Source organism: Filimonas effusa (assembly GCF_004118675.1).
GTDB classification, from domain to species: Bacteria; Bacteroidota; Bacteroidia; order Chitinophagales; family Chitinophagaceae; genus Filimonas; species Filimonas effusa.
On the sequence record NZ_SDHZ01000001.1, the window covers coordinates 1,457,190 to 1,477,193 of the forward strand.

Consider the following 20,004-nt stretch of genomic DNA (forward strand, 5'->3'; position numbering starts at 1 on the left):
CGGGCGGCCCTGTTTGGGAAATTCGGCCTATATTGCGAAAAATTTTCAATCTTTCTCATGAAGATTTTAATCAGGCAGGCGCTTATTTCGGACCCGGGATCTTCTTTTAACGGCTCGACCCAGGATATTTTCATAGATAATGGTGTAATTGTTTCTATTGGCGCCAACCTGGCGGCTGGTGGCGATGATATAAAAGTAGTTGAGGCAGAAGGGCTGGTTGTGTCGCCGGGCTGGATAGATGTGTTCTCTCATTTCTGTGATCCGGGGCTGGAATTCCGGGAAACGCTGGAGTCGGGAGCGGCAGCAGCTGCTGCCGGCGGTTATACGCAGGTATTTACCCTTCCCAATACGCAGCCGGTTGTCAGCAATAAAACCCAGGTGCAGTATATCGTTCAGCGTTCTGCTTCGTTGCCGGTACAAATACGTCCTTTAGGTTCTGTTACGAGGAACCTGGAGGGAAAAGACCTGGCGGAGATGTATGATATGTACAATGCAGGGGCTGTAGCGTTCAGTGACGGTATTTATCCTGTTCAGTCGCCAGGGTTATTCCTGAAGGCATTGCAGTATGTAAAGGCATTTGACGGCGTACTGATACAACTACCTGTTGATGACAGTATTGGTAAATACGGGCTGATGCATGAAGGGGTGGTATCGACCCAAATGGGCTTACCGGGTATTCCTGCTATTGGCGAGGAGCTGATGATACAACGTGACATTGAGCTGGTAAGGTATACTGAGAGCCGTTTGCATATTACGGGGGTGTCGACCGCCAAGGGCATTGCGCTTATCAGGAAAGCCAAGGCTGAAGGGTTACAAGTAACCTGCAGTGTTACGCCTCATCATCTTAATTTCTGTGATGAAGACTTACGCGATTATGATACCAACCTGAAGCTGACCCCTCCCCTGCGTTTGCACAGTGATATGCTGGCGTTACGTGCGGCAGTGACTGAAGGTGTGGTGGATTGTATTGCTTCGCATCATATTCCGCAGGACTGGGATCACAAGACCTGTGAGTTCGAGTACGCGAAGAATGGCATGCTTTCGCTGCAAACAGTTTACAGTGCGGTGCAAACTGCGCTTCCGGCACTTACACCGGAAGCCATAGTGCAATTACTGGCTGTGCGCCCGGCAGAAATATTCGGGCTAACACATTCCGGCGTAGCGGAGGGTTCTGCGGCTGTTTTAACCTTATTTCAACCTGCAGCGGACAGCACCTTTACCAAACAAAACAACAGGAGCAAATCGGCCAATTCGGCTTTCCTTGACAAAACTTTAAAGGGAAATGTCGTTGGCATTGTAAATAACGGTCAACTCTTTTTAAACTAAAGCTTATGAATACCGCTCTTATCAATAAAGAGGCATACAAGTATGGCATCATCAATGGTTTGATAGGCATTCTGGTGCTGTATGGCACCTGGGCTGCCGGGATGAAGCCTTTTTTCTGGGCCCAGCTTTATGGTACTGTGATCCCGTATATGATCATTTTACTGATCATCGGCGGTTTTCAGTTACGCAAGGCCAACGGGGGTTACCTGAGCTTCAAAGAGGGTTTGCGTTTTTCCTTCTTATCGTATGTTATCAGTGCGGTGATGATTGCTATAGCAACTTATATTCTTTACAACCTGATAGACCCGGCGCTTACGCAAAAGTCGTTTGAAATAGGCCTGGAGCAGTCGCAGAAGATGCTTGAGAAGATGCATGCGTCGGAGGAGGTTATAGAGAAAACGCTGGCTGATGCACAAAAGAAGCAATCGGAGACCTCTGTAAAAACGATATTCCTTGGTCTTGGTTTAGAGCTAATCGTCTGTTTTGTGAAATCGTTAATTGTAACTTTATTCATAAGAAAAGAGAAACCGGTATCTTTCGAGCTGTAATTCATATCAGAATATATTGAACATGGACGTTTCCATTATTGTTCCGTTATATAACGAAGATGAGTCTATCCAGGAGCTTGGCCAGTGGATAGTACGCGTTGCAACCGAACACCAGCTAACGTATGAAGTTATTTGGGTTGATGACGGCAGTTCGGATCGCAGCTGGGAGGTGATAGAGGAAATGGCGGCGGCGAACAATCATTTCAGGGGGATCCGTTTTCAGCGTAATTACGGAAAATCGGCAGCGCTGAATGAAGGTTTCAAAGCGGCTCAGGGGGAGGTTGTGATAACCATGGATGCGGATATGCAGGACTCGCCTGATGAGATACCGGAATTACGCCGTTTGATCAAAGAAGACGGTTTTGACCTTGTGAGCGGCTGGAAAAAGAAACGATACGACAATACCCTTACCAAGAATCTTCCCTCCAAAATATTCAATGCAGCTGCCCGGCGGAGTTCCGGCATTAAGCTGCATGATTTCAACTGTGGCTTAAAGGCTTACCGCAAGCGCGTGATAAAAAGTATCGAGGTATATGGGGAAATGCACCGTTATATACCTGTGCTTGCGAAATGGGCGGGCTTCAGTAAGATAGGAGAAAAGGTAGTGGAGCACCGCGCCCGGAAATATGGAGTAACCAAATTCGGGTGGGAACGCTTTGTGAATGGTTTTCTTGACCTGGCCACGATCACTTTCATCAGTAAGTTCAGCAAGCGGCCCATGCATTTCTTTGGCTTATACGGGACCTTGTGTTTCCTGATAGGCTTTTGCATGACGTTATATTTAATCATCGGCAAGCTTACTATCGCCGACTTTGCCTTAACCAACCGGCCTCCTTTTTATGTGGCTTTGATAGCAATGGTGATAGGCATGCAGTTATTTTTGGCGGGTTTTATAGCCGAGCTTATAGGGCGTAATTCAGCGGAGCGCAATACCTACCTGATAGAAAAAAGACTGTAGTTATGCAAAAAGTGGTGATCATAGGTCCTGCGTATCCCTTGCGAGGCGGGCTGGCATCTTTCAATGAGCGGCTGGCCAGGCAGTTCAGCAGTGAGGGCTGCGATACTTCTATTTATACCTTTTCTCTTCAATATCCTGGTTTTCTGTTTCCCGGTACCACGCAGTATTCATCGGACCCTGCGCCTTCTGATCTTACAATAGCGGTGTGCATCAATTCGGTGAACCCGCTTAACTGGCTACAGGTGGGGAAGCGTTTAAGGGAACTGAGACCTGACCTGATCGTGGTAAGATACTGGCTTCCGTTTATGGGGCCTTGCCTGGGCACAATATTACGGCAGGTTAAAAAGAACCGTTTTACGAGGATTGTTTGTATAGCCGATAACGTAATACCACACGAGCACCGTCCCGGAGACAAGCCGTTCACGCAGTATTTTGTAAAGCCTATTGATGCTTTTGTTACCATGAGCAGCAAAGTGCGGGAGGATCTGCGTTCATTTACTTCAAAGCCTGTGCAGCAGGTGGTGCATCCCCTGTATGATAATTTTGGAGCGCCGGCTGAGAAAACAGAAGCGCGCAAACACCTGGGAATAGCCTCTGACATACCTGTTATTTTGTTCTTTGGTTTCATACGTAAGTACAAGGGGCTGGATCTTTTGCTGGAGGCCATGGCGCTTTTAAAGCAGCAGGGACATGAAAATATCAGGTTGTTAATTGCGGGAGAGTTTTATGCGGATGCTGCATTGTATCAGCAACAAATAGAAACGCTGGGTATAAGTGATCAGCTGATACTGAGAACCGATTTTATTCCTGACAGCGAAGTACGTTATTATCTCAGCGCTGCGGATTTTGTGATACAACCTTACCGTAGCGCCACCCAGAGCGGGGTTACGCCCCTGGCCTATCATTTTGAAAAGCCGATGCTGGTTACCAATGTAGGCGGATTACCTGATCTTGTACCAGACGGGGAGGCCGGATTGGTAGCGGAGCCGGAGCCTGCGTCTATTGCTCAACATATCATTCGTTTGTATGAATTAGGAGAAGAATGGTTTTTGCCTCATCTTCGCACGGAGAAGCAAAAATATAGTTGGCAAAAACTTACAGCCGCCTTAAAGCAGCTGGCGTTTGATTAACAGATCCATATGATTTACAGAAGCAGGGCGCCCTTAAGGGTAGGGCTCGCCGGTGGTGGCACCGATGTTAGTCCTTATAGCGATACTTATGGCGGTGCGATACTCAATGCCACCCTTTCGTTGTATGCCCATGCCAGTATAGAAATCGCCGACGGTGCTCCCGGCATCACCTTACAGGCATTAGACAGGCAGGAGGAAGCATATTTTGAATGGAATACCCGTTTACCCATCAATGGCAAGCTTGATATTCTGAAGGGAGTATATAACCGTATACAGCAGGATTATGGTTTTGCGCCTGCCCATTTCAAGTTATCGACCTATGTAGATGCGCCTGCGGGCAGTGGTTTGGGCACTTCTTCTACCCTTGTGGTAGCTATACTTGGCGCATTTACGGAAATGCTGAAATTACCCCTGGGAGATTATGATATAGCGCATTATGCGTACCAGATAGAGCGTGAAGACCTTGAACTGGCCGGGGGGCGGCAAGACCAATATGCCGCTACTTTTGGCGGGGTTAATTTTATGGAGTTCTATGCCGACGACAAAGTGATCGTAAATCCGCTTCGTATAAGGCAGGAATACATGAACGAGCTGGAACATAACCTGGTACTTTATTTCACGGCAACGAGCCGCGAATCGGCTGCCATTATCAAGGAGCAACAAAAGAACGTAACCCAGAACAACGAGAAATCGATAGAGGCCATGCATCACCTGAAGGAGCAGGCGCAGATGATGAAAGAAGCTTTATTGAAAGGCAAGCTCAATGATATAGGGCAAATACTGGATTATGGTTTTCAGCAGAAGCGCGCTATGGCTAATAATATTTCAAATGCGCTGATTGAAAGCATTTATGAAACAGCAAAGCAAGCCGGCGCTGTAGGCGGTAAGATCAGCGGAGCCGGTGGCGGTGGTTTTATGGTATTTTATTGTCCGGGGACAACACGTTATCCTGTGATAAGGGCGTTGCAGGCCTTTGGCGGCCAGGTACGTCCTTATCAATTCACCACGCATGGTTTGCATACGTGGACTACGCTATAGTAAATTTTTGAAAGCACCTTATCTTTGCATACAGATGAAAAATCATATTTCACAGATCATAGAAGCCTCTATACAGGTTAAACAACAGTTACTGGAAGACGAGGCGATGCTGCAGTCAATGGAATCTGCGGTGACCACTATTGCCCATTGCTTTCAGCAGGGTGGTAAAGTGTTGTTTTGCGGCAATGGCGGCAGTGCTGCCGATGCCCAGCACCTGGCAGCGGAGTTTTCGGGACGTTTTTATAAGGACCGGAAGGCACTTCCGGCAGAGGCGCTTCATTGCAACACATCGTACCTGACAGCTGTTGCCAATGATTATAGCTACGATGTTATTTATGCCCGTTTGGTAGAGGGGCTGGGCGTAAAAGGAGATGTTTTGATAGGGTTGAGCACTTCGGGCAATTCATCGAATATTGTAAGGGCTTTTGAAACAGCCAAAGAAAAGGAACTTATCACGATTGGTTTTACCGGGTTAAGCGGTGGCATTATGAAGAATTACAGTGATTTCCTGTTTAATGTTCCCAGCGTTGATACACCGCGTATACAGGAAAGTCATATCCTGATAGGGCATATCATTTGCCAGCTTGTGGAAGAAAAACTGTTTTCGTGATATGAGCGTTTCTATGTGTAGTACCGCCATTATACTGGCTGGCGGTCTTGGAACCCGGTTACGTTCCGTTGTTCCCGATCTTCCCAAATGTATGGCACCTATTCATGGGCAGCCTTTTCTGCATTATGTTATAGCGCATCTGAAAGCACAGGGTATCGTGCATTTTGTTTTTGCCCTGGGCTACAAACATGAATATTTCCTGGATTACCTGGAGCGGACCTTTCCGGAAGGCAATTACACCTTATCGATGGAAGAAGCGCCGTTAGGCACGGGTGGTGCGATAAGACAGGCCTGCAGCCTGATTAACGAAGAAAACGTGCTGGTCACCAATGGGGATACCCTGTTCAAAGGCGATATTCCTTCGTTGCTGCGCGTACATGAGCAATCGAAAGCGGATTGTTCGTTGTTGTTAAAGCCCATGCAACAGTTTAGCCGGTATGGGGTGGTGGAACTGTCGCCAGACGGGCTGATCACCAGTTTCAAAGAAAAACAATATTATGAATCGGGGCTGATCAATGCAGGCATGTACCTGCTACGAACCCGTCGTTTTTTATCGGAGGCATTACCGGAGAAGTTTTCTTTTGAGAAAGACTACCTGGAGGCCTTTTACCGCAGCCGTATTATGTGTGGCGTACCACAGGATGCTTATTTTATCGATATTGGTATCCCGGCAGATTATGCGCGCGCGCAGGCAGAATTAAGTTGAACTACAACGCATGAATTATCAGATAGACAAAAGCTGGACCCTATTCCTGGACCGTGACGGTGTTATCAACCATGAGAAGGTGGATGATTATGTACGCAATGTTGGCGAGTTCCGTATTTATGAAGGCGTTTTAGCATCCATTCCTGTATTCAACCAGCTTTTTGGAACGGTTGTAATGGTTACGAACCAGAAAGGCATAGGCAAAGGGCTGATGACAGTAGCAGATCTTGAAGGCATTCATAGTCATATGCTTGCGGAGATGGCACGTTTCGGCGGCGTCATCGATAAGATCTATTACGCACCGGACCTGGACTCCAGCAGTTTTAACCGGAAACCCAATCCCGGGATGGCATTCCAGGCGCAGGCTGATTTCCCAACAATAGACTTTTCGCGCAGTATCATGGTAGGCAACAAGCTTTCGGACATGCAATTCGGAAGAAATGCCGGGATGCATACTGTATTTCTGGCAACCACCAATCCTGAAACACCTTATCCGCATCTACTGGTAGATGAACGATACGGGAGCCTGAAAGCCTATGCAGACCACCTGGCACCATTAATAAAAGCATAAAAGTGCCGGGGCAAATACCAGTTCGCCACAGCTTATCGTTGAAGATTGTAATTTCGGAGTAATATGAAGTATCTACCCCGCCTGATATGGGTTTGTTTGTTTGCAACCCTGGGAATCAATACCGTTCATTCACAAGGAGGCAGCCGTATAGTACGCAGCCAGGCATCGATGATGGAGGATTCGCTGAAGGTCATTGGCCAGACAATGGCTTATGACCAGAGCCCTATCAAACGATTTGCGGCAGACAGTTTGTTCATACGTGTGCTGGTGCGTGCTTTAAAATTACAGGGGTCGTTTCAATATCCATTCGATTCTGTAAGCATGATATCGAAGTTATACCCGGCAGATAGTAGTTTCCGAATTTTTACGTGGCAGTTTGAAAGAGAAAGCTTTTATCGTCAGCGGGGGGCGATACAGATGAAGACAGCGGACGGCTCGCTAAAGTTATTTCCCCTTATCGATGTTTCCGAGTTCACCAGTACGCCTACCGATTCTGTTCGTTCGAACCTGAACTGGATAGGCGCTATTTATTACAAGCTGATAGAGAAGCGTTATAACAACAAGACCTATTACACCTTGTTAGGACTCGATGATAACGAGTTCAGCACTACCAAAAAGTGGATTGATGTACTCACGTTCAACAGCAATGGCCAGCCTCAATTTGGCGGTCCCTATTTTGCTTATAAAAACGACAGTATAAAACCTGCGCAACCTGCATTCCGGTTTTGCCTGGAATATAAAAAGGACACACGTGCGCGGCTGAACTATGACCAGGATATGGATATGATCCTGTTTGATCACCTGGTAAGCGAAAGCAGTAACCAGAGCAAGAAATACACGCTTATTCCCGATGGCGACAGTGAAGGTTTCAAGTGGCAGAATGGCCGCTGGGAGCATATTGTAAAGGTCTTTAATTCAAGTCTCGAGGACGGGCAGGCGCCTGTACCTCTTCCTATCAAAGGCGATGGAGGGGCTTCGGATGAGAAGAAGTTATGGGAGCAGTCGCTAAGGAATATGGAAAAAGAGAAGGCGAAGGCGCAGGAACAGCAGCCATCGTCACAGAAGAAAAAGTTACAGCAAAACCAACGTGCAGATCCGAGAGAGGCTCCGTCGAACTAGCCAACGTTCCGGCCCGTAAAGACATTTTGCGGCGCTTCGACAAGAGACTTGCGACGCTTTGACAAGACACTTGCGACGCTTTGACAAGAGACTTGCGACGCTTTGACAAGACACTTGCGACGCTTTGACAAGACACTTGCGACGCTTTGACAAGAGGCTTGCGACGCTTTGACAAGACATTTGCGGCGCTTCGACAAGAGACTGGCGACCTTTGACAAGACACTTGCGACGCTTTGACAAGAGATTTGCGACGCTTTGACAAGAGATTTGCGACGCTTTGACAAGAGATTTGCGACGCTTTGACAAGAGATCTGCGACCTTTGACAAGAGATTTGCGACCCTTTGACAAGAGACTTGCGACCTTTGACAAGACACTTGCGACCTTCGACAAGAGACTTGCGGCGCTTTGACAAGATTTTTGCGGCGCTTCTGCGCCATTATCATGAAAGCCGCTTTTTTTTAGCAAAAATGACGCTGCGGTGCTTTTTTACGCCATTTCAAGGATGCTCTTAGGAAGCTTTAGAGAAGCTTTAAGGATGCTTTAAAGTTGCTTCAGGCGTACGTGCTAATCTTATTAGCATTGCTAAAAAAAAGACGGGGCGGAAGTGTGATATCAACAATCATAAAAAAAGGGCTGACCATTGGTTTGGCCAGCCCGGAAGAGAGAACTTTATTACGACGCCAATTAGTCGAGTTTCAGTACTGCGAGGAATGCTTCCTGCGGCACTTCAACGCTACCGATCTGGCGCATACGTTTTTTACCTTCTTTTTGTTTTTCCAGCAGCTTACGTTTACGGCTGATATCACCACCATAACATTTAGCGGTTACGTCTTTACGCATAGCGCTGATATTTTCCCTTGCTATTACTTTAGCACCGATAGCGGCCTGGATGGCGATCTGGAACTGCTGACGTGGTAATAACTCTTTCAGTTTTTCGCAGAGTTTGCGGCCAAAATCCTGTGAACGGGAGCGGTGGATCAATGCGCTTAAGGCATCCACTTTTTCGTTGTTCAGGAGGATATCCATTTTTACGATATCAGCATCGCGGTAACCAATGGGAGAATAGTCGAATGACGCGTAACCGCGTGTCTGGCTCTTGAGCTTATCATAGAAATCGAATACGATTTCTGTGAGTGGCATTTCGAAAATGAGTTCGACACGTGTAGGAGTCAGGTAAGACTGGTTCATGAGGAAGCCTCTTTTACCCAGGCAAAGCGTCATGATATTACCGATATAATCGGGAGAAGTGATGATCTGTGCTTTGATAAAAGGTTCTTCGATCTTGGCCAGCTTGGTAGGATCGGGCATTTCGGAAGGGTTGTTCACCACAATTTTATCGCCTTTACTTGAGTGGGCGATGAAACTTACGTTGGGAACCGTGGTGATGACCGTTTGATTGAACTCGCGTTCGAGCCTTTCCTGGATGATCTCCATGTGGAGGAGGCCCAGGAAACCGCAGCGGAAACCAAAGCCAAGGGCCTGGGAGGTTTCGAGTTCAAAGGTGAGGGAAGCATCGTTCAACTGCAGTTTTTCCATACAGTCGCGTAATACTTCGAAGTCATCGGTGCTCACCGGGAAGATGCCGGCAAATACCATGGGTTTCACCTCTTCGAAGCCCTGGATCATTTCGCCGGGGTTGTTGGCAAGTGTAAGGGTATCCCCTACTTTCACTTCCTTGGCGTTTTTGATACCAGTGATGATATAACCTACGTCGCCGCAGCGCACTTCTTTCTTTTCTTCCATGCCCAGTTTCAGGATACCTACTTCATCGGCTTCGTAGTCTTCACCTGTAGCCAGGAAGCGGATCTTATCGCCTTTGCGAATGACGCCGTTGAGGATCCTGAAATAGATGATGATACCTCTGAAGCTGTTGAATACGCTATCGAAGATGAGCGCCTGCAGGGGAGCTTCTTCCGAGCCTGTTGGCGGCGGGATACGTTCTACGATGGCGGTAAGGATTTCTTCGATACCGATACCGCTTTTACCGGAGGCCAGCAGGATATCTTCGTCTTTACAACCGATAAGATCGATGATCTGATCTTTTACTTCGGGAATCATGGCGCCGTCCATATCAATTTTATTGATAACGGGTATGATCTCGAGGTCGTTGTCGATGGCGAGGTAGAGGTTACTGATGGTTTGCGCCTGGATGCCCTGGGAGGCATCGACGAGTAGAAGGGCGCCTTCGCAGGCTGCCAGTGCGCGGCTTACCTCATAGCTGAAGTCAACGTGACCGGGCGTATCGATCAGGTTAAACACATAGTCCTGGCCTTTGTGTTTATAATTGATCTGGATAGCGTGGCTTTTGATGGTGATGCCTTTTTCCCTTTCCAGGTCCATATCATCCAATACCTGGTTCATCATATCCCGTTCACCAATGGTCTTCGTGTGTTCGAGTAAACGGTCTGCCAACGTACTTTTCCCGTGGTCAATGTGTGCAATAATGCAAAAATTCCGAATATGCTTCATACTATAGTTAAGCTGCAAAGATAACTAAACTAAGGGCCTCCGCCTATTTCAGGCCATTAATAATAGTTGAAAACTCTTTGGCGATAAGGGAAGCGCCGCCTACGAGGCCGCCGTCGACATCGGGCTGGCCGAAGATTTCGGCTGCGTTGGCTGCTTTTACGCTACCGCCGTAGAGGATAGAAACGTTTTTGGCTACGTCGGCGCCGTATTTATTGGCTAATTCGGCCCTGATATGCGCGTGCATTTCCTGTGCCTGTTCGCTGGTGGCGGTTTTACCGGTACCGATGGCCCAGATTGGTTCGTAGGCGATCACCACTTTCTGGAGCTGTTCGGCGGACAAATGGTACAGAGATGCTTCCAACTGTTTGGCAACGAAGTTGTTCTGCGTACCAGCTTCCCTTACCTGGAGGGGTTCGCCACAGCAGAAGATAGGGGTCATATTATATTCGAGAACGATATTTACTTTTTCGGCGAGGAACTGATCTGATTCCTGGAAATATTCGCGGCGTTCGGAGTGGCCCAATACGACCCATTTAATACCGAGGGACTGGAGCATTTCTACCGAGATTTCGCCGGTATAGGCGCCGGATTTTTTGCTATAACAGTTTTGCGCGGCTATAAAGACGTGGCTTTTTCCTGCTACTTTTTGCTGTGCCATTGCCAGGTAAGGAGCCGGAACTGCGAAAACGACCAGGCGGTTGTGGTTCAGCTGGTAAGGCTGAGCGAGGATCTCGTCCAGTAAAGTTTCACCCTGTTGCAGGGTTAAATTCATTTTCCAGTTGGCTGCTGCAATTTGACTTTTCATACTCTTATGTTATTCTGTTTTGAATTCGAAGACTGCGCCTATGCTATTGCAAAAGGTGCTCAAAGATATGTTTCAAAATGCGAGATTCCTGTTCTGAGAGTGCATGGTGTTTCATTTTTTTCCAGTTGGCGATATCCTGCAAAGCTTTTTCAAATTCATATCGGGTGATCCCCTTCATGCCCCAGGTAAATGCGGGGACCACTTTAGGCGTAAGACCTTCGCCGAAGACGTTGGCGCAGCACCCGATAACGGAGCCGGTATTGATGGCTGTGTTGATGGCTGTGCGGCTATAATCGCCCATGACAAGGCCGCATTTAAAACCGGCGAGGATGAACTTGCCGGTGGCGTGGTGCCAGATCTTTACTTCTCCCCCTGTGTTTTTAACGTTGCTGTTGGTAGTACCTGCGCCCATGTTACACCATTCGCCAATGACAGCATCTCCGAGATAACCGTCGTGCGCTTTATTGCTATAGCCCTGCATAACGACATTTTTGATTTCGCCGCCAGCGGTGCAGGCGGGTCCCAATGAAGTGGCGCCGTAGACCTTCGCCCCCATTTTCAACACCGTTTTTTCACCTATAAACAAAGGTCCTCTCAACAATGCGCCTTCCATGATAACAGCGCCTTTGCTGATGTAAACCGGTCCGGTGGCGGCGTTGATGGTAGCAAACTCCATTTCGACGCCTTCTTCGACAAAGAGGTTGTTTTCGCCGAGCACTTTATTAGACGCGGATATTGCCGCGGCAGTTTTACCATTGGTAAGCAGTGGAAAATCAGTTCTGGCCCAGGTATCGTTCCACATAAATATTTCCCATGGGTACTGAAGATGCGTGACGCCTGTGCGGGTGACGACGTGGTGCAGGTGCGGGGAAAGCGCCGCCATGGAGAAGGCATTTTTGCCCAGGTTAAAACGGCAGGCAATGAGTCCCATTTCGTCTTGCAGCGCTTCGCCTTCGGCCAGTTGAAGGATGCTGTGGCGCAGTTGTTCATCGGGCAATACGGCGGCGTTGACAAAGAGGTGAGTTCCGGGTGCAGCCAGGGGATATAATGGCTGCAGGTATTCGCTGGTAAGGACAAAGACCTGCTCCTTACTCCAGTGCTGCCATCGTTGCTTTATGGTGAGCATTCCGAGCAGCAGATCGGCGACAGCGCGGGTTTGGGTAAGGGGGAACAGGCTTTCCCTGCCAGGCGGATCAAATAATATAATGCTCATATGTGTAAAGCTTGTTTGCCGTAAAGTTATTATATGAAAACAATTCACCTATTTTTGCGGCTTTCAAAAAAACAGGCAGCCGGGCAAGTACAGGCATGAAATTCGTAGCAGCCCATGCATAAATATAATCGTTGACATGAAAGTGGTTGGTGTTTCTTTAGGTGTATTGTTATTATGTTTTGCAGGATTTGTTGCATGTAACGAGCAGGCAGCCAGTAAAAATGCCTCCCTGCTGGGCGGAATTGCGAATGAGCCGAGTGATTTTACGTTTGCACCGCTGACACCAGGCCAGGTTAATTATTATCATCACAGAATAGAATCGGCTGTTCCCGCAATACTGGGGAATAATTTCAGCGGCGCCATACTGGTAGCCAAGAATGGAGTAGTTGTGTATGAGGACTACAGGGGTTACAGCAATACCCGCACGAAGGAAGCCATTAATGCGAACACTCCCTTTCACCTGGCATCTGTTTCCAAGACCTTTACCGGTACTACTGTTCTGAAGCTCTGGGAGCAGGGACGTTTATCGCTGGACGATTCATTACAGCATTATTTTCCTGCGTTTCCGTATTCCGGCATTACTGTTCGCATGTTGTTAAGTCACCGCAGCGGCTTACCTAATTACCTGTATTTCCTGGACAAGGGATGGAATAAAAAAGTAAAAGCCACCAACGAAGATGTGTTGAACTGGATGATCACCAATCGTCCGAGGCCCGATAACAACCCCAACCGGAATTTTCATTATTGCAATACCAATTATGTATTGCTGGCGATGATCATAGAAAAAGTGACGGGCATGGCCTATCCGCAATACATGAAAGACAGTGTATTCACCCCTTTGGGGATGAACCACAGTTTTGTGTTTTCGATACGGGATACCAGTCAATATGTACCTACTTATATTGGCAACATTCCTTATGCTATGGATCACCTGGATTGCACCTATGGCGATAAAAATATTTACAGTACTGTGCAGGATCTTCTTTTGTGGGACAAGGCATTGTACCAGCATCGTTTTGTACATGCTGCGACGCTGGATAGTGCGTTTAGGCCACAAAGCAACGAGCGCAAGTCGATGCATAATTACGGACTTGGCTGGCGGCTGTTCATCAATAACCAGGATACCATTATATATCATAACGGGAAATGGCATGGCAGCAATACAGTATTCACGCGCCAGGTGCAGGATACAGCCACCATCATTGTATTGGGCAACCGGTACAACCGTGCTATCTACCAGGCGAAGAAACTTGGTGATATATTCTCGGGCCATCAAGACAATAATAAGTTAGAAGAATAGAGGTTGCAAAATTGTACATTCGTTCCATGAAACTGCTCACGGCTGCACAAATACACGAGTGGGATGCTTATACAATTGCCCATGAACCTATATCCTCCATTGACCTCATGGAAAAAGCGGCACTTGCCTGCACCAACCATATTACCTTATTTACGGGGAGTGATTCCATATTAAAAGTATTTTGTGCAAAGGGCAATAACGGCGGTGATGGTTTGGCCATTGCCCGGCAGTTACTGGCGCAAGGGTATGACGTGTCGGTGTACATACTGGAGTTTGGGGCAAGGGGGTCTGATGATTTTGAAGCGAACCTACAGCGGTTACGCGGTATTACCGATGAGCTCTACTTTATAGAACATGCCGGCGCCTTCCCGGTTTTACATGCAGATGATATTGTGATAGATGCTTTATTTGGCTCGGGGTTAAACAGGCCACTCCAGGATTTGTCGGCCCAACTGGTTCAGCATATCAACGATGCCGATGTGAGAGTATTTTCGGTAGATGTGCCTAGCGGGATGTTCACGGAAGGTTCATCGAAGGGCAATATTATAGTTCAGGCAACACATACGCTCACCTTCCAGATACAGAAATACTGTTTTATGCTGGCAGAGAATGCTGTTTATACCGGCAGTGTTCAGGTGTTGGATATTGGCTTAAAAGAGAGCTTTCAACCTACGGAGGAGGCTATTTATCATCTTATCACTGTGCCGGATCTGCTGGCTATTTATGAGCCGCGCCATGAATTTGCGCATAAGGGCAGTTATGGCCATGCTTTACTTGCGGCGGGCAGTTACGGGAAAATGGGTGCTGCTGTACTGGCAGCAAGGGCCTGTTTAAGATCCGGGATAGGTTTATTAACTACCCTGATACCTGAAGAAGGATATATTATTATGCAGACTGCGGTTCCCGAAGCGATGGTAGTGGCCAGCATTGCTGCGGCTACGAGCGCTTATGCCTGTCTTGGGGTTGGCCCGGGACTGGGCACACACGAGGCTGCCGTAACACTGGTAGACCAGTTACTGCAGGGCGCCAGTCAGCCAATGATCATAGATGCAGATGCTTTAAATATTATCAGCCGGCATGCCGGCTGGCTGGAGCGCATACCTGAGAACAGCATCTTAACTCCTCATCCCAAAGAATTCGACCGGTTATTCGGGGAACATGAGAATGAATCGAAGCGGATAGAAAAGGCCATTCATCTTTCGAAGCAATATCGCTGGGTTATTGTATTAAAGGGGCATCATAGTCTTGTGGCCTGGCAGGGCAAGGGCTGGTTCAATACTACCGGGAATGCGGGGATGGCCACCGGTGGCAGCGGCGATGTGCTTACCGGCATCTTAACGGCCCTGATGGCGCAATACAAACAGCCTCATTATGCTGCTTTACTAGGGGTGTATTTGCATGGGCTGGCGGCAGATCTTGCACTGGATACGGAAGTTCATTCTATGGAAAGCCTTTTACCGTCGGATATTATCGACTCGCTTGGGCGTGCTTTTTACGCTATAGCCTAATATCGGAAGCCTTGGGGCTTGTAAAAGTATTGCAACTATATAAAAGCCCATGGGGCAGCTATATGAATAGATTTTTTTTCTGGGTACCGGTTTTAGCTTTTGCCAGTTGCCGGTATCAAAAGCCTATTACTACGGTTGACTACCTGAACAATGGTCAAACCTGCAACCAGAAGATACCTGCAGACATTATAAAGAACGGGAAGATAAATAGCGCTTTTATTAAAAGCCTCCAATTTAGCATTTTAGATTCCATTTCTTTTCCCGATAAAAATCCTGATAGAAAGAAGCTATACAGCACTCCTGTTGCAGTCGATTTCAGTAAGAGAATAAAGCGACATTCAGAAGCATATTATTCCGTGTATACAGCTTATAATATCGACAAGGCAATAAAATACTATAATAAGCTTTTTGAAAATAAGATAGACTTCAATTCCCAGGAGGATTACAGGGAGATAAGTGTTTTGTATGGTGATATACCGTTATTAACCTCCCCCAAAGAATTCATTATTCAGCCCGGGGGCCAACCGTCGCCTTCTTTGTTTTACCATGAGATGGGACACAGGGCCTTCTGGTATCTTCAGGATAGATTAAACATTAAGTTCGGAGGGCTTACCTATATACATATGGGGCTTCTGGAATACTTCACGGTTTCGTTAAACAATTCCCCTGTTGTTGGAGAAGATTTCGTTCCCTCAAATCTGATAAGAGACGCTTCCCGATTATGCCAGTATCCTGCTGCCGATTCCCTTTATATCGGCTCTTTTTTCGATAAGCTGAAAGCGTTTTATAAATCAGAACTCGAAAATGAGCATAATAACATTTCAAAGTATTACTATCTCTCCGTTTCCAGGTATCAAAAATACTTTGCAAACGTGCTGGATAATCATAGAGCCGGTTTGATTATCACTTCTACCTTATGGCGTATCAGGCAAAAACTCGGAAAAGACAAAACCGACCGGCTTGTAGCTCAGACTATTTTGGGATTAAATTCATTTTTTGACAGGAGAGATCAATTCTACCGGGCGGGCAAGGAGGAATCATCTTCCGCTAAGATAGAGTGGTTTGACCTGTATTATGGATTGATTCAGACGGATAAAGCGCTCTATAATGGAGAGAATCAATTAGTTATTGAAAAGGAATTCAAAACAACCGGTTTCCCGGTCGAGAGCGTAAAAAAATAGAGGTGTTGGAAAACACCTCTCTGTAACCCTTCATAAACAATCCATACCCCTATGGATAGTTATTTTATTGGAGCAAACTTAAAAAAATATTAAAGGATTAAAAAAATATTAAATACATTTTCACATTTTTTTCCGATAATTCTAATAGGTTTCTAATGTGGAATTCGGGAGGAGAAAAGCAGACAGGGGTTTATCAATTAATTACAAATGATATAAATCACGTGTATGTTATAGGTGGTACAGTGCATTTTTTCACTACCTTTCGATTTTATATCAATTAAATCTTCGACATCCTTGCTTATGTACAACTCACTGTTTTATCTCGTGCCTGTGATGGGCGTAATAGGCCTTTTGTACACTTTTGTCAAATTCAACTGGGTATCTCGCCAGGATGCCGGCAACGAACGGATGAAGGAAATCAGCACTTATATTGCTGATGGTTCTATGGCTTTTCTGAAAGCGGAATGGAAGATCCTCTCCTATTTTGTAATTATAGTTGCGTTGTTGCTGGGTGTAATGGCTCAAAGTAACCCGCATTCGAACTGGTTGATCGCTGTAGCCTTCATATTGGGTGCGATTTGCAGCGCTACCGCCGGTTATATAGGCATGAAGGTGGCTACCAAGGCCAATGTACGTACAGCACATGCGGCACGCACCAGTTTATCGAAAGCTTTATCCGTTTCTTTTACAGGTGGTTCTGTTATGGGACTGGGTGTAGCTGGTTTAGCCGTTTTAGGTTTAGGAGGGTTATACCTTATTTTCAAACAAATACTGGCGCCCGGAGCTGAAGTTCGATCGGAGGAAATGCTGCGGACTATTGAAGTACTTACCGGTTTTTCACTTGGTGCAGAATCTATTGCGTTGTTTGCGCGTGTTGGCGGTGGTATTTATACCAAGGCAGCCGACGTTGGCGCTGACCTTGTAGGTAAAGTAGAAGCTGGCATCCCCGAAGATGATCCGCGTAACCCTGCCACTATTGCCGACAACGTTGGTGATAACGTAGGTGATGTTGCGGGTATGGGCGCCGACTTATTCGGTTCTTATGTGGCAACCGTTCTTGCAACGATGGTACTGGGGCAAGAAACTATATCCAGTGATAATTTCGAAGGTTTTGGCCCTATATTGTTGCCAATGATAATAGCTGGTTTAGGCATCCTGTTTTCCATCATCGGCACTTTCTTCGTTAAGATAAGTGATGCTGCCGGTATCAATACCAGCAATGTACAACGTGCCTTAAACATGGGTAACTGGGGTTCTATCGTATTAACGGCCCTAGCCTGTATTGGACTTGTATATTATATTTTACCGGAAACAATGACCTTACGTGGTCTTGAATTCACCAAATGGGGAGTACTGGGCGCGATTGGTGTTGGTTTACTGGTAGGTACTCTTATGAGTATCATTACTGAATACTATACAGCGATGGGCAAACGTCCTGTAATGAGCATTATCAGGCAGTCTGCTACGGGGCATGCTACCAACGTAATTGGTGGTCTGGCAGTAGGTATGGAATCGACCCTGCTCCCGATACTGGTACTGGCAGGTGGTATTTATGGTTCTTATGCCTGTGCTGGTTTATATGGCGTGGCTATTGCAGCTGCGGGTATGATGGCGACTACTGCGATGCAATTGGCGATCGATGCGTTTGGTCCTATTGCCGACAATGCCGGCGGTATTGCCGAGATGAGCGAGTTACCTAAAGAAGTTCGTGAAAAAACCGACGTTCTGGATGCGGTGGGTAACACTACAGCTGCTACCGGTAAAGGTTTTGCGATTGCTTCTGCGGCCTTAACGGCGCTGGCATTGTTTGCTGCGTTTGTGGGTGTAGCTGGCATCAGCGGGATCGATATATATAAAGCGGATGTCCTGGCTTGTTTATTTGTAGGAGCGATGATACCTTTTATTTTCTCCTCACTGGCCATACGTGCGGTAGGTGAAGCTGCGATGTCGATGGTTGAAGAAGTACGCCGCCAGTTCCGTTCTATTCCAGGTATCATGGAAGGCACCGGAAAACCTGAATACGACAAATGCGTGGCGATTTCAACACAGGCTTCGATCAAAAAAATGATGTTGCCCGGTGCTATTGCTATTATTTCTCCGCTGATCATCGGCTTTTTAATGGGACCTGAAGCACTGGGCGGTTTTCTTGCAGGCGCTACTGTGAGCGGTGTGTTAATGGGTATGTTCCAGAACAATGCCGGCGGTGCATGGGACAACGCTAAAAAAAGCTTTGAGAAAGGTGTTGAAATCAATGGTGAGACTTACTATAAGAAATCAGAACCCCATAAGGCTTCGGTAACCGGTGATACCGTAGGTGATCCTTTCAAAGACACCTCCGGCCCATCAATGAACATCCTTATTAAACTGATGTCGATTGTATCACTGGTAATAGCTCCAACGTTAGCGCAGTTATTCCATACAAAAGATGCAGTTCGTGTGAAACAAAAGCCAGCTATCGAGCAAACCGTACAAGCTGCTGTTCCTGCCAACCAAGGCAATGTTGCAGCTTATAAATAACATTTCGTTGTTAAAAAAAAGCGGGCCGGATGTAGTTATCCGGCCCGCTTTTTTATATACTTGTGTCTATGAAAAACTTAATTTACTCACTCCCTTTATTGTTATTACCGGCCTGTAATAACGGTGAACAAAATAACAAGCATTCCGATTCAACCGTTATTATAAAACCAGCCAGTCAGGTATCTGAGAAAAGAGAAAAAGTAAGCAGTACACCTGTGGCAGAATACAAACAGAAAGTTCCTGATGAGCTAAACGACTGGTATTTTACGGTTAAGGTGTATGAAACCTCTGCCACTTTTGGTTATCGTATACAGTTGCAATACCAGGAACTGAGGGCGGAAGACAATTTTACCGTTCCTAATCTAGGTTTCAATCCTGTTATTTCCATCAAAAAGGGGCCTGAGGATTATAGTTGCGTTATCGGGTTTCATGACAAGGAAGGATTATTCAAAGAATATAAGCTGGTAACGGCGAAGAACGGGAAGGTAAATATCAAAACCATTGGTCATTATGCGGTTTCAACCGTTTCGCGCGTACAATAAGCTGGAATTTTACCGAAATTTTATGTTTGAAAGCGCATATAATACTTACATTTGATACGAAATAATTCGTAACATGAGCAATCTAAAAAGTGTGAAACCGACAGAAAGTGAGCTAGAGATACTACAGATACTCTGGAAAAGAGAGCAGGCAACCGTACGTGAAGTGCATGAGGAGTTAAGCCAGTATAAAGAAAGTGGTTATACTACCACTCTCAAACTCATGCAGATCATGTTTGAAAAGGGTATTGTGGTGCGTGATGATTCTGCGAAGACACATATTTACCGGCCCAACATATCGAGGGACAACACCCAGAAGCAACTGCTGGGCAAGATGGTGAATTCCTTATTTGAAGGTTCTACCAGCCAGCTGGTGATGCAGGCGCTGGGCAGTACACCACCTTCCAGGGAAGAACTGGATGAGATTCAGCAGCTGCTGGACAATCTGAAAAAACAATAAACCGC

Annotated in this window: 18 protein-coding genes; 15 read left to right on the forward strand and 3 right to left on the reverse strand. The window is 46.6% G+C overall.

What is annotated here, in order from left to right:
- The first annotated feature begins 57 nt into the window (after positions 1–57).
- From ESB13_RS05305 to ESB13_RS05345, 9 genes are all read left to right on the forward strand, one after another.
- Positions 58–1,326 (forward strand): dihydroorotase, encoded by a 1,269-nt coding sequence (locus tag ESB13_RS05305; RefSeq protein ID WP_129001975.1) that lies wholly within the window; start codon positions 58–60, stop codon positions 1,324–1,326.
- Positions 1,327–1,331: 5 nt separating this feature from the next.
- Positions 1,332–1,874 (forward strand): DUF4199 domain-containing protein, encoded by a 543-nt coding sequence (locus ESB13_RS05310; RefSeq protein WP_129001976.1) that lies wholly within the window; start codon positions 1,332–1,334, stop codon positions 1,872–1,874.
- A 22-nt stretch (positions 1,875–1,896) separates the two neighbouring features.
- Positions 1,897–2,832: a glycosyltransferase family 2 protein gene (locus tag ESB13_RS05315; protein ID WP_129001977.1), complete on the forward strand. Its 936-nt coding sequence runs from the start codon at positions 1,897–1,899 to the stop codon at positions 2,830–2,832.
- Positions 2,833–2,834: 2 nt separating this feature from the next.
- Positions 2,835–3,962, forward strand: a complete 1,128-nt coding sequence (locus tag ESB13_RS05320; RefSeq protein ID WP_129001978.1) for a glycosyltransferase — start codon at positions 2,835–2,837, stop codon at positions 3,960–3,962.
- Positions 3,963–3,971: 9 nt separating this feature from the next.
- On the forward strand, positions 3,972–5,000 hold the full coding sequence (locus tag ESB13_RS05325; protein ID WP_129001979.1) for a GHMP family kinase ATP-binding protein: 1,029 nt from the start codon (positions 3,972–3,974) through the stop codon (positions 4,998–5,000).
- 34 nt (positions 5,001–5,034) lie between these two features.
- Positions 5,035–5,610, forward strand: coding sequence for a D-sedoheptulose 7-phosphate isomerase (gene gmhA / locus ESB13_RS05330; protein WP_129001980.1), 576 nt, complete (start codon positions 5,035–5,037; stop codon positions 5,608–5,610).
- Between the two features lies 1 nt (position 5,611).
- The gene (locus ESB13_RS05335; protein WP_129001981.1) at positions 5,612–6,316 is read left to right on the forward strand and encodes a nucleotidyltransferase family protein; all 705 of its coding nucleotides are present in this window, start codon (positions 5,612–5,614) and stop codon (positions 6,314–6,316) included.
- A gap of 10 nt (positions 6,317–6,326) precedes the next feature.
- Positions 6,327–6,887 carry a D-glycero-alpha-D-manno-heptose-1,7-bisphosphate 7-phosphatase gene (locus ESB13_RS05340; RefSeq protein WP_129001982.1) on the forward strand — a complete coding sequence of 187 codons (561 nt, stop codon included), beginning with the start codon at positions 6,327–6,329 and terminating at the stop codon, positions 6,885–6,887.
- Positions 6,888–6,950: 63 nt separating this feature from the next.
- Positions 6,951–8,006 carry a hypothetical protein gene (locus ESB13_RS05345; protein ID WP_129001983.1) on the forward strand — a complete coding sequence of 352 codons (1,056 nt, stop codon included), beginning with the start codon at positions 6,951–6,953 and terminating at the stop codon, positions 8,004–8,006.
- A gap of 685 nt (positions 8,007–8,691) precedes the next feature.
- On the opposite strand, the gene lepA is transcribed toward ESB13_RS05345, so the two are convergent.
- From lepA to ESB13_RS05360, 3 genes are read right to left on the reverse strand one after another with little or no spacing between them, the layout of a single operon-like run.
- A complete protein-coding gene (gene lepA / locus ESB13_RS05350) occupies positions 8,692–10,476 on the reverse strand; it encodes a translation elongation factor 4 (protein ID WP_129001984.1) in 1,785 nt (594 codons plus the stop codon).
- 43 nt (positions 10,477–10,519) lie between these two features.
- Positions 10,520–11,281 carry a triose-phosphate isomerase gene (tpiA, locus tag ESB13_RS05355; RefSeq protein WP_129001985.1) on the reverse strand — a complete coding sequence of 254 codons (762 nt, stop codon included), beginning with the start codon at positions 11,279–11,281 and terminating at the stop codon, positions 10,520–10,522.
- 43 nt (positions 11,282–11,324) lie between these two features.
- Positions 11,325–12,494: a putative sugar nucleotidyl transferase gene (locus tag ESB13_RS05360; RefSeq protein ID WP_129001986.1), complete on the reverse strand. Its 1,170-nt coding sequence runs from the start codon at positions 12,492–12,494 to the stop codon at positions 11,325–11,327.
- Positions 12,495–12,630: 136 nt separating this feature from the next.
- Here ESB13_RS05360 and ESB13_RS05365 point away from each other — a divergent pair, with 136 nt between their 5' ends.
- From ESB13_RS05365 to ESB13_RS05390, 6 genes are all read left to right on the forward strand, one after another.
- Complete coding sequence (locus ESB13_RS05365) at positions 12,631–13,794, forward strand: serine hydrolase domain-containing protein (protein WP_129001987.1); 1,164 nt, start codon at positions 12,631–12,633, stop codon at positions 13,792–13,794.
- A 26-nt stretch (positions 13,795–13,820) separates the two neighbouring features.
- Positions 13,821–15,302, forward strand: coding sequence for an NAD(P)H-hydrate dehydratase (locus ESB13_RS05370; protein WP_129001988.1), 1,482 nt, complete (start codon positions 13,821–13,823; stop codon positions 15,300–15,302).
- A 62-nt stretch (positions 15,303–15,364) separates the two neighbouring features.
- A complete protein-coding gene (locus ESB13_RS05375) occupies positions 15,365–16,483 on the forward strand; it encodes a hypothetical protein (protein ID WP_129001989.1) in 1,119 nt (372 codons plus the stop codon).
- A gap of 300 nt (positions 16,484–16,783) precedes the next feature.
- On the forward strand, positions 16,784–19,000 hold the full coding sequence (locus ESB13_RS05380) for a sodium-translocating pyrophosphatase (RefSeq protein ID WP_129001990.1): 2,217 nt from the start codon (positions 16,784–16,786) through the stop codon (positions 18,998–19,000).
- 68 nt (positions 19,001–19,068) lie between these two features.
- Positions 19,069–19,542 (forward strand): hypothetical protein, encoded by a 474-nt coding sequence (locus ESB13_RS05385; protein WP_129001991.1) that lies wholly within the window; start codon positions 19,069–19,071, stop codon positions 19,540–19,542.
- Between the two features lie 73 nt (positions 19,543–19,615).
- On the forward strand, positions 19,616–19,999 hold the full coding sequence (locus tag ESB13_RS05390) for a BlaI/MecI/CopY family transcriptional regulator (protein ID WP_129001992.1): 384 nt from the start codon (positions 19,616–19,618) through the stop codon (positions 19,997–19,999).
- Positions 20,000–20,004 lie beyond the last annotated feature (5 nt).

Excerpts from the sequence above, each read along its gene's own strand:
- ESB13_RS05385 (WP_129001991.1), top strand. The coding sequence starts at position 19,069 with ATGAAAAACTTAATTTACTCACTCCCTTTATTGTTATTACCGGCCTGT.
- ESB13_RS05340 (WP_129001982.1), top strand. The coding sequence starts at position 6,327 with ATGAATTATCAGATAGACAAAAGCTGGACCCTATTCCTGGACCGTGAC.
- ESB13_RS05315 (WP_129001977.1), top strand. The coding sequence starts at position 1,897 with ATGGACGTTTCCATTATTGTTCCGTTATATAACGAAGATGAGTCTATC.
- lepA (WP_129001984.1), bottom strand. The coding sequence starts at position 10,476 with ATGAAGCATATTCGGAATTTTTGCATTATTGCACACATTGACCACGGG.
- ESB13_RS05320 (WP_129001978.1), top strand. The coding sequence starts at position 2,835 with ATGCAAAAAGTGGTGATCATAGGTCCTGCGTATCCCTTGCGAGGCGGG.
- tpiA (WP_129001985.1), bottom strand. The coding sequence starts at position 11,281 with ATGAAAAGTCAAATTGCAGCAGCCAACTGGAAAATGAATTTAACCCTG.
- ESB13_RS05310 (WP_129001976.1), top strand. The coding sequence starts at position 1,332 with ATGAATACCGCTCTTATCAATAAAGAGGCATACAAGTATGGCATCATC.
- ESB13_RS05360 (WP_129001986.1), bottom strand. The coding sequence starts at position 12,494 with ATGAGCATTATATTATTTGATCCGCCTGGCAGGGAAAGCCTGTTCCCC.
- ESB13_RS05305 (WP_129001975.1), top strand. The coding sequence starts at position 58 with ATGAAGATTTTAATCAGGCAGGCGCTTATTTCGGACCCGGGATCTTCT.
- ESB13_RS05325 (WP_129001979.1), top strand. The coding sequence starts at position 3,972 with ATGATTTACAGAAGCAGGGCGCCCTTAAGGGTAGGGCTCGCCGGTGGT.
- ESB13_RS05390 (WP_129001992.1), top strand. The coding sequence starts at position 19,616 with ATGAGCAATCTAAAAAGTGTGAAACCGACAGAAAGTGAGCTAGAGATA.
- ESB13_RS05365 (WP_129001987.1), top strand. The coding sequence starts at position 12,631 with ATGAAAGTGGTTGGTGTTTCTTTAGGTGTATTGTTATTATGTTTTGCA.
- ESB13_RS05375 (WP_129001989.1), top strand. The coding sequence starts at position 15,365 with ATGAATAGATTTTTTTTCTGGGTACCGGTTTTAGCTTTTGCCAGTTGC.
- ESB13_RS05370 (WP_129001988.1), top strand. The coding sequence starts at position 13,821 with ATGAAACTGCTCACGGCTGCACAAATACACGAGTGGGATGCTTATACA.
- gmhA (WP_129001980.1), top strand. The coding sequence starts at position 5,035 with ATGAAAAATCATATTTCACAGATCATAGAAGCCTCTATACAGGTTAAA.
- ESB13_RS05335 (WP_129001981.1), top strand. The coding sequence starts at position 5,612 with ATGAGCGTTTCTATGTGTAGTACCGCCATTATACTGGCTGGCGGTCTT.
- ESB13_RS05345 (WP_129001983.1), top strand. The coding sequence starts at position 6,951 with ATGAAGTATCTACCCCGCCTGATATGGGTTTGTTTGTTTGCAACCCTG.
- ESB13_RS05380 (WP_129001990.1), top strand. The coding sequence starts at position 16,784 with ATGTACAACTCACTGTTTTATCTCGTGCCTGTGATGGGCGTAATAGGC.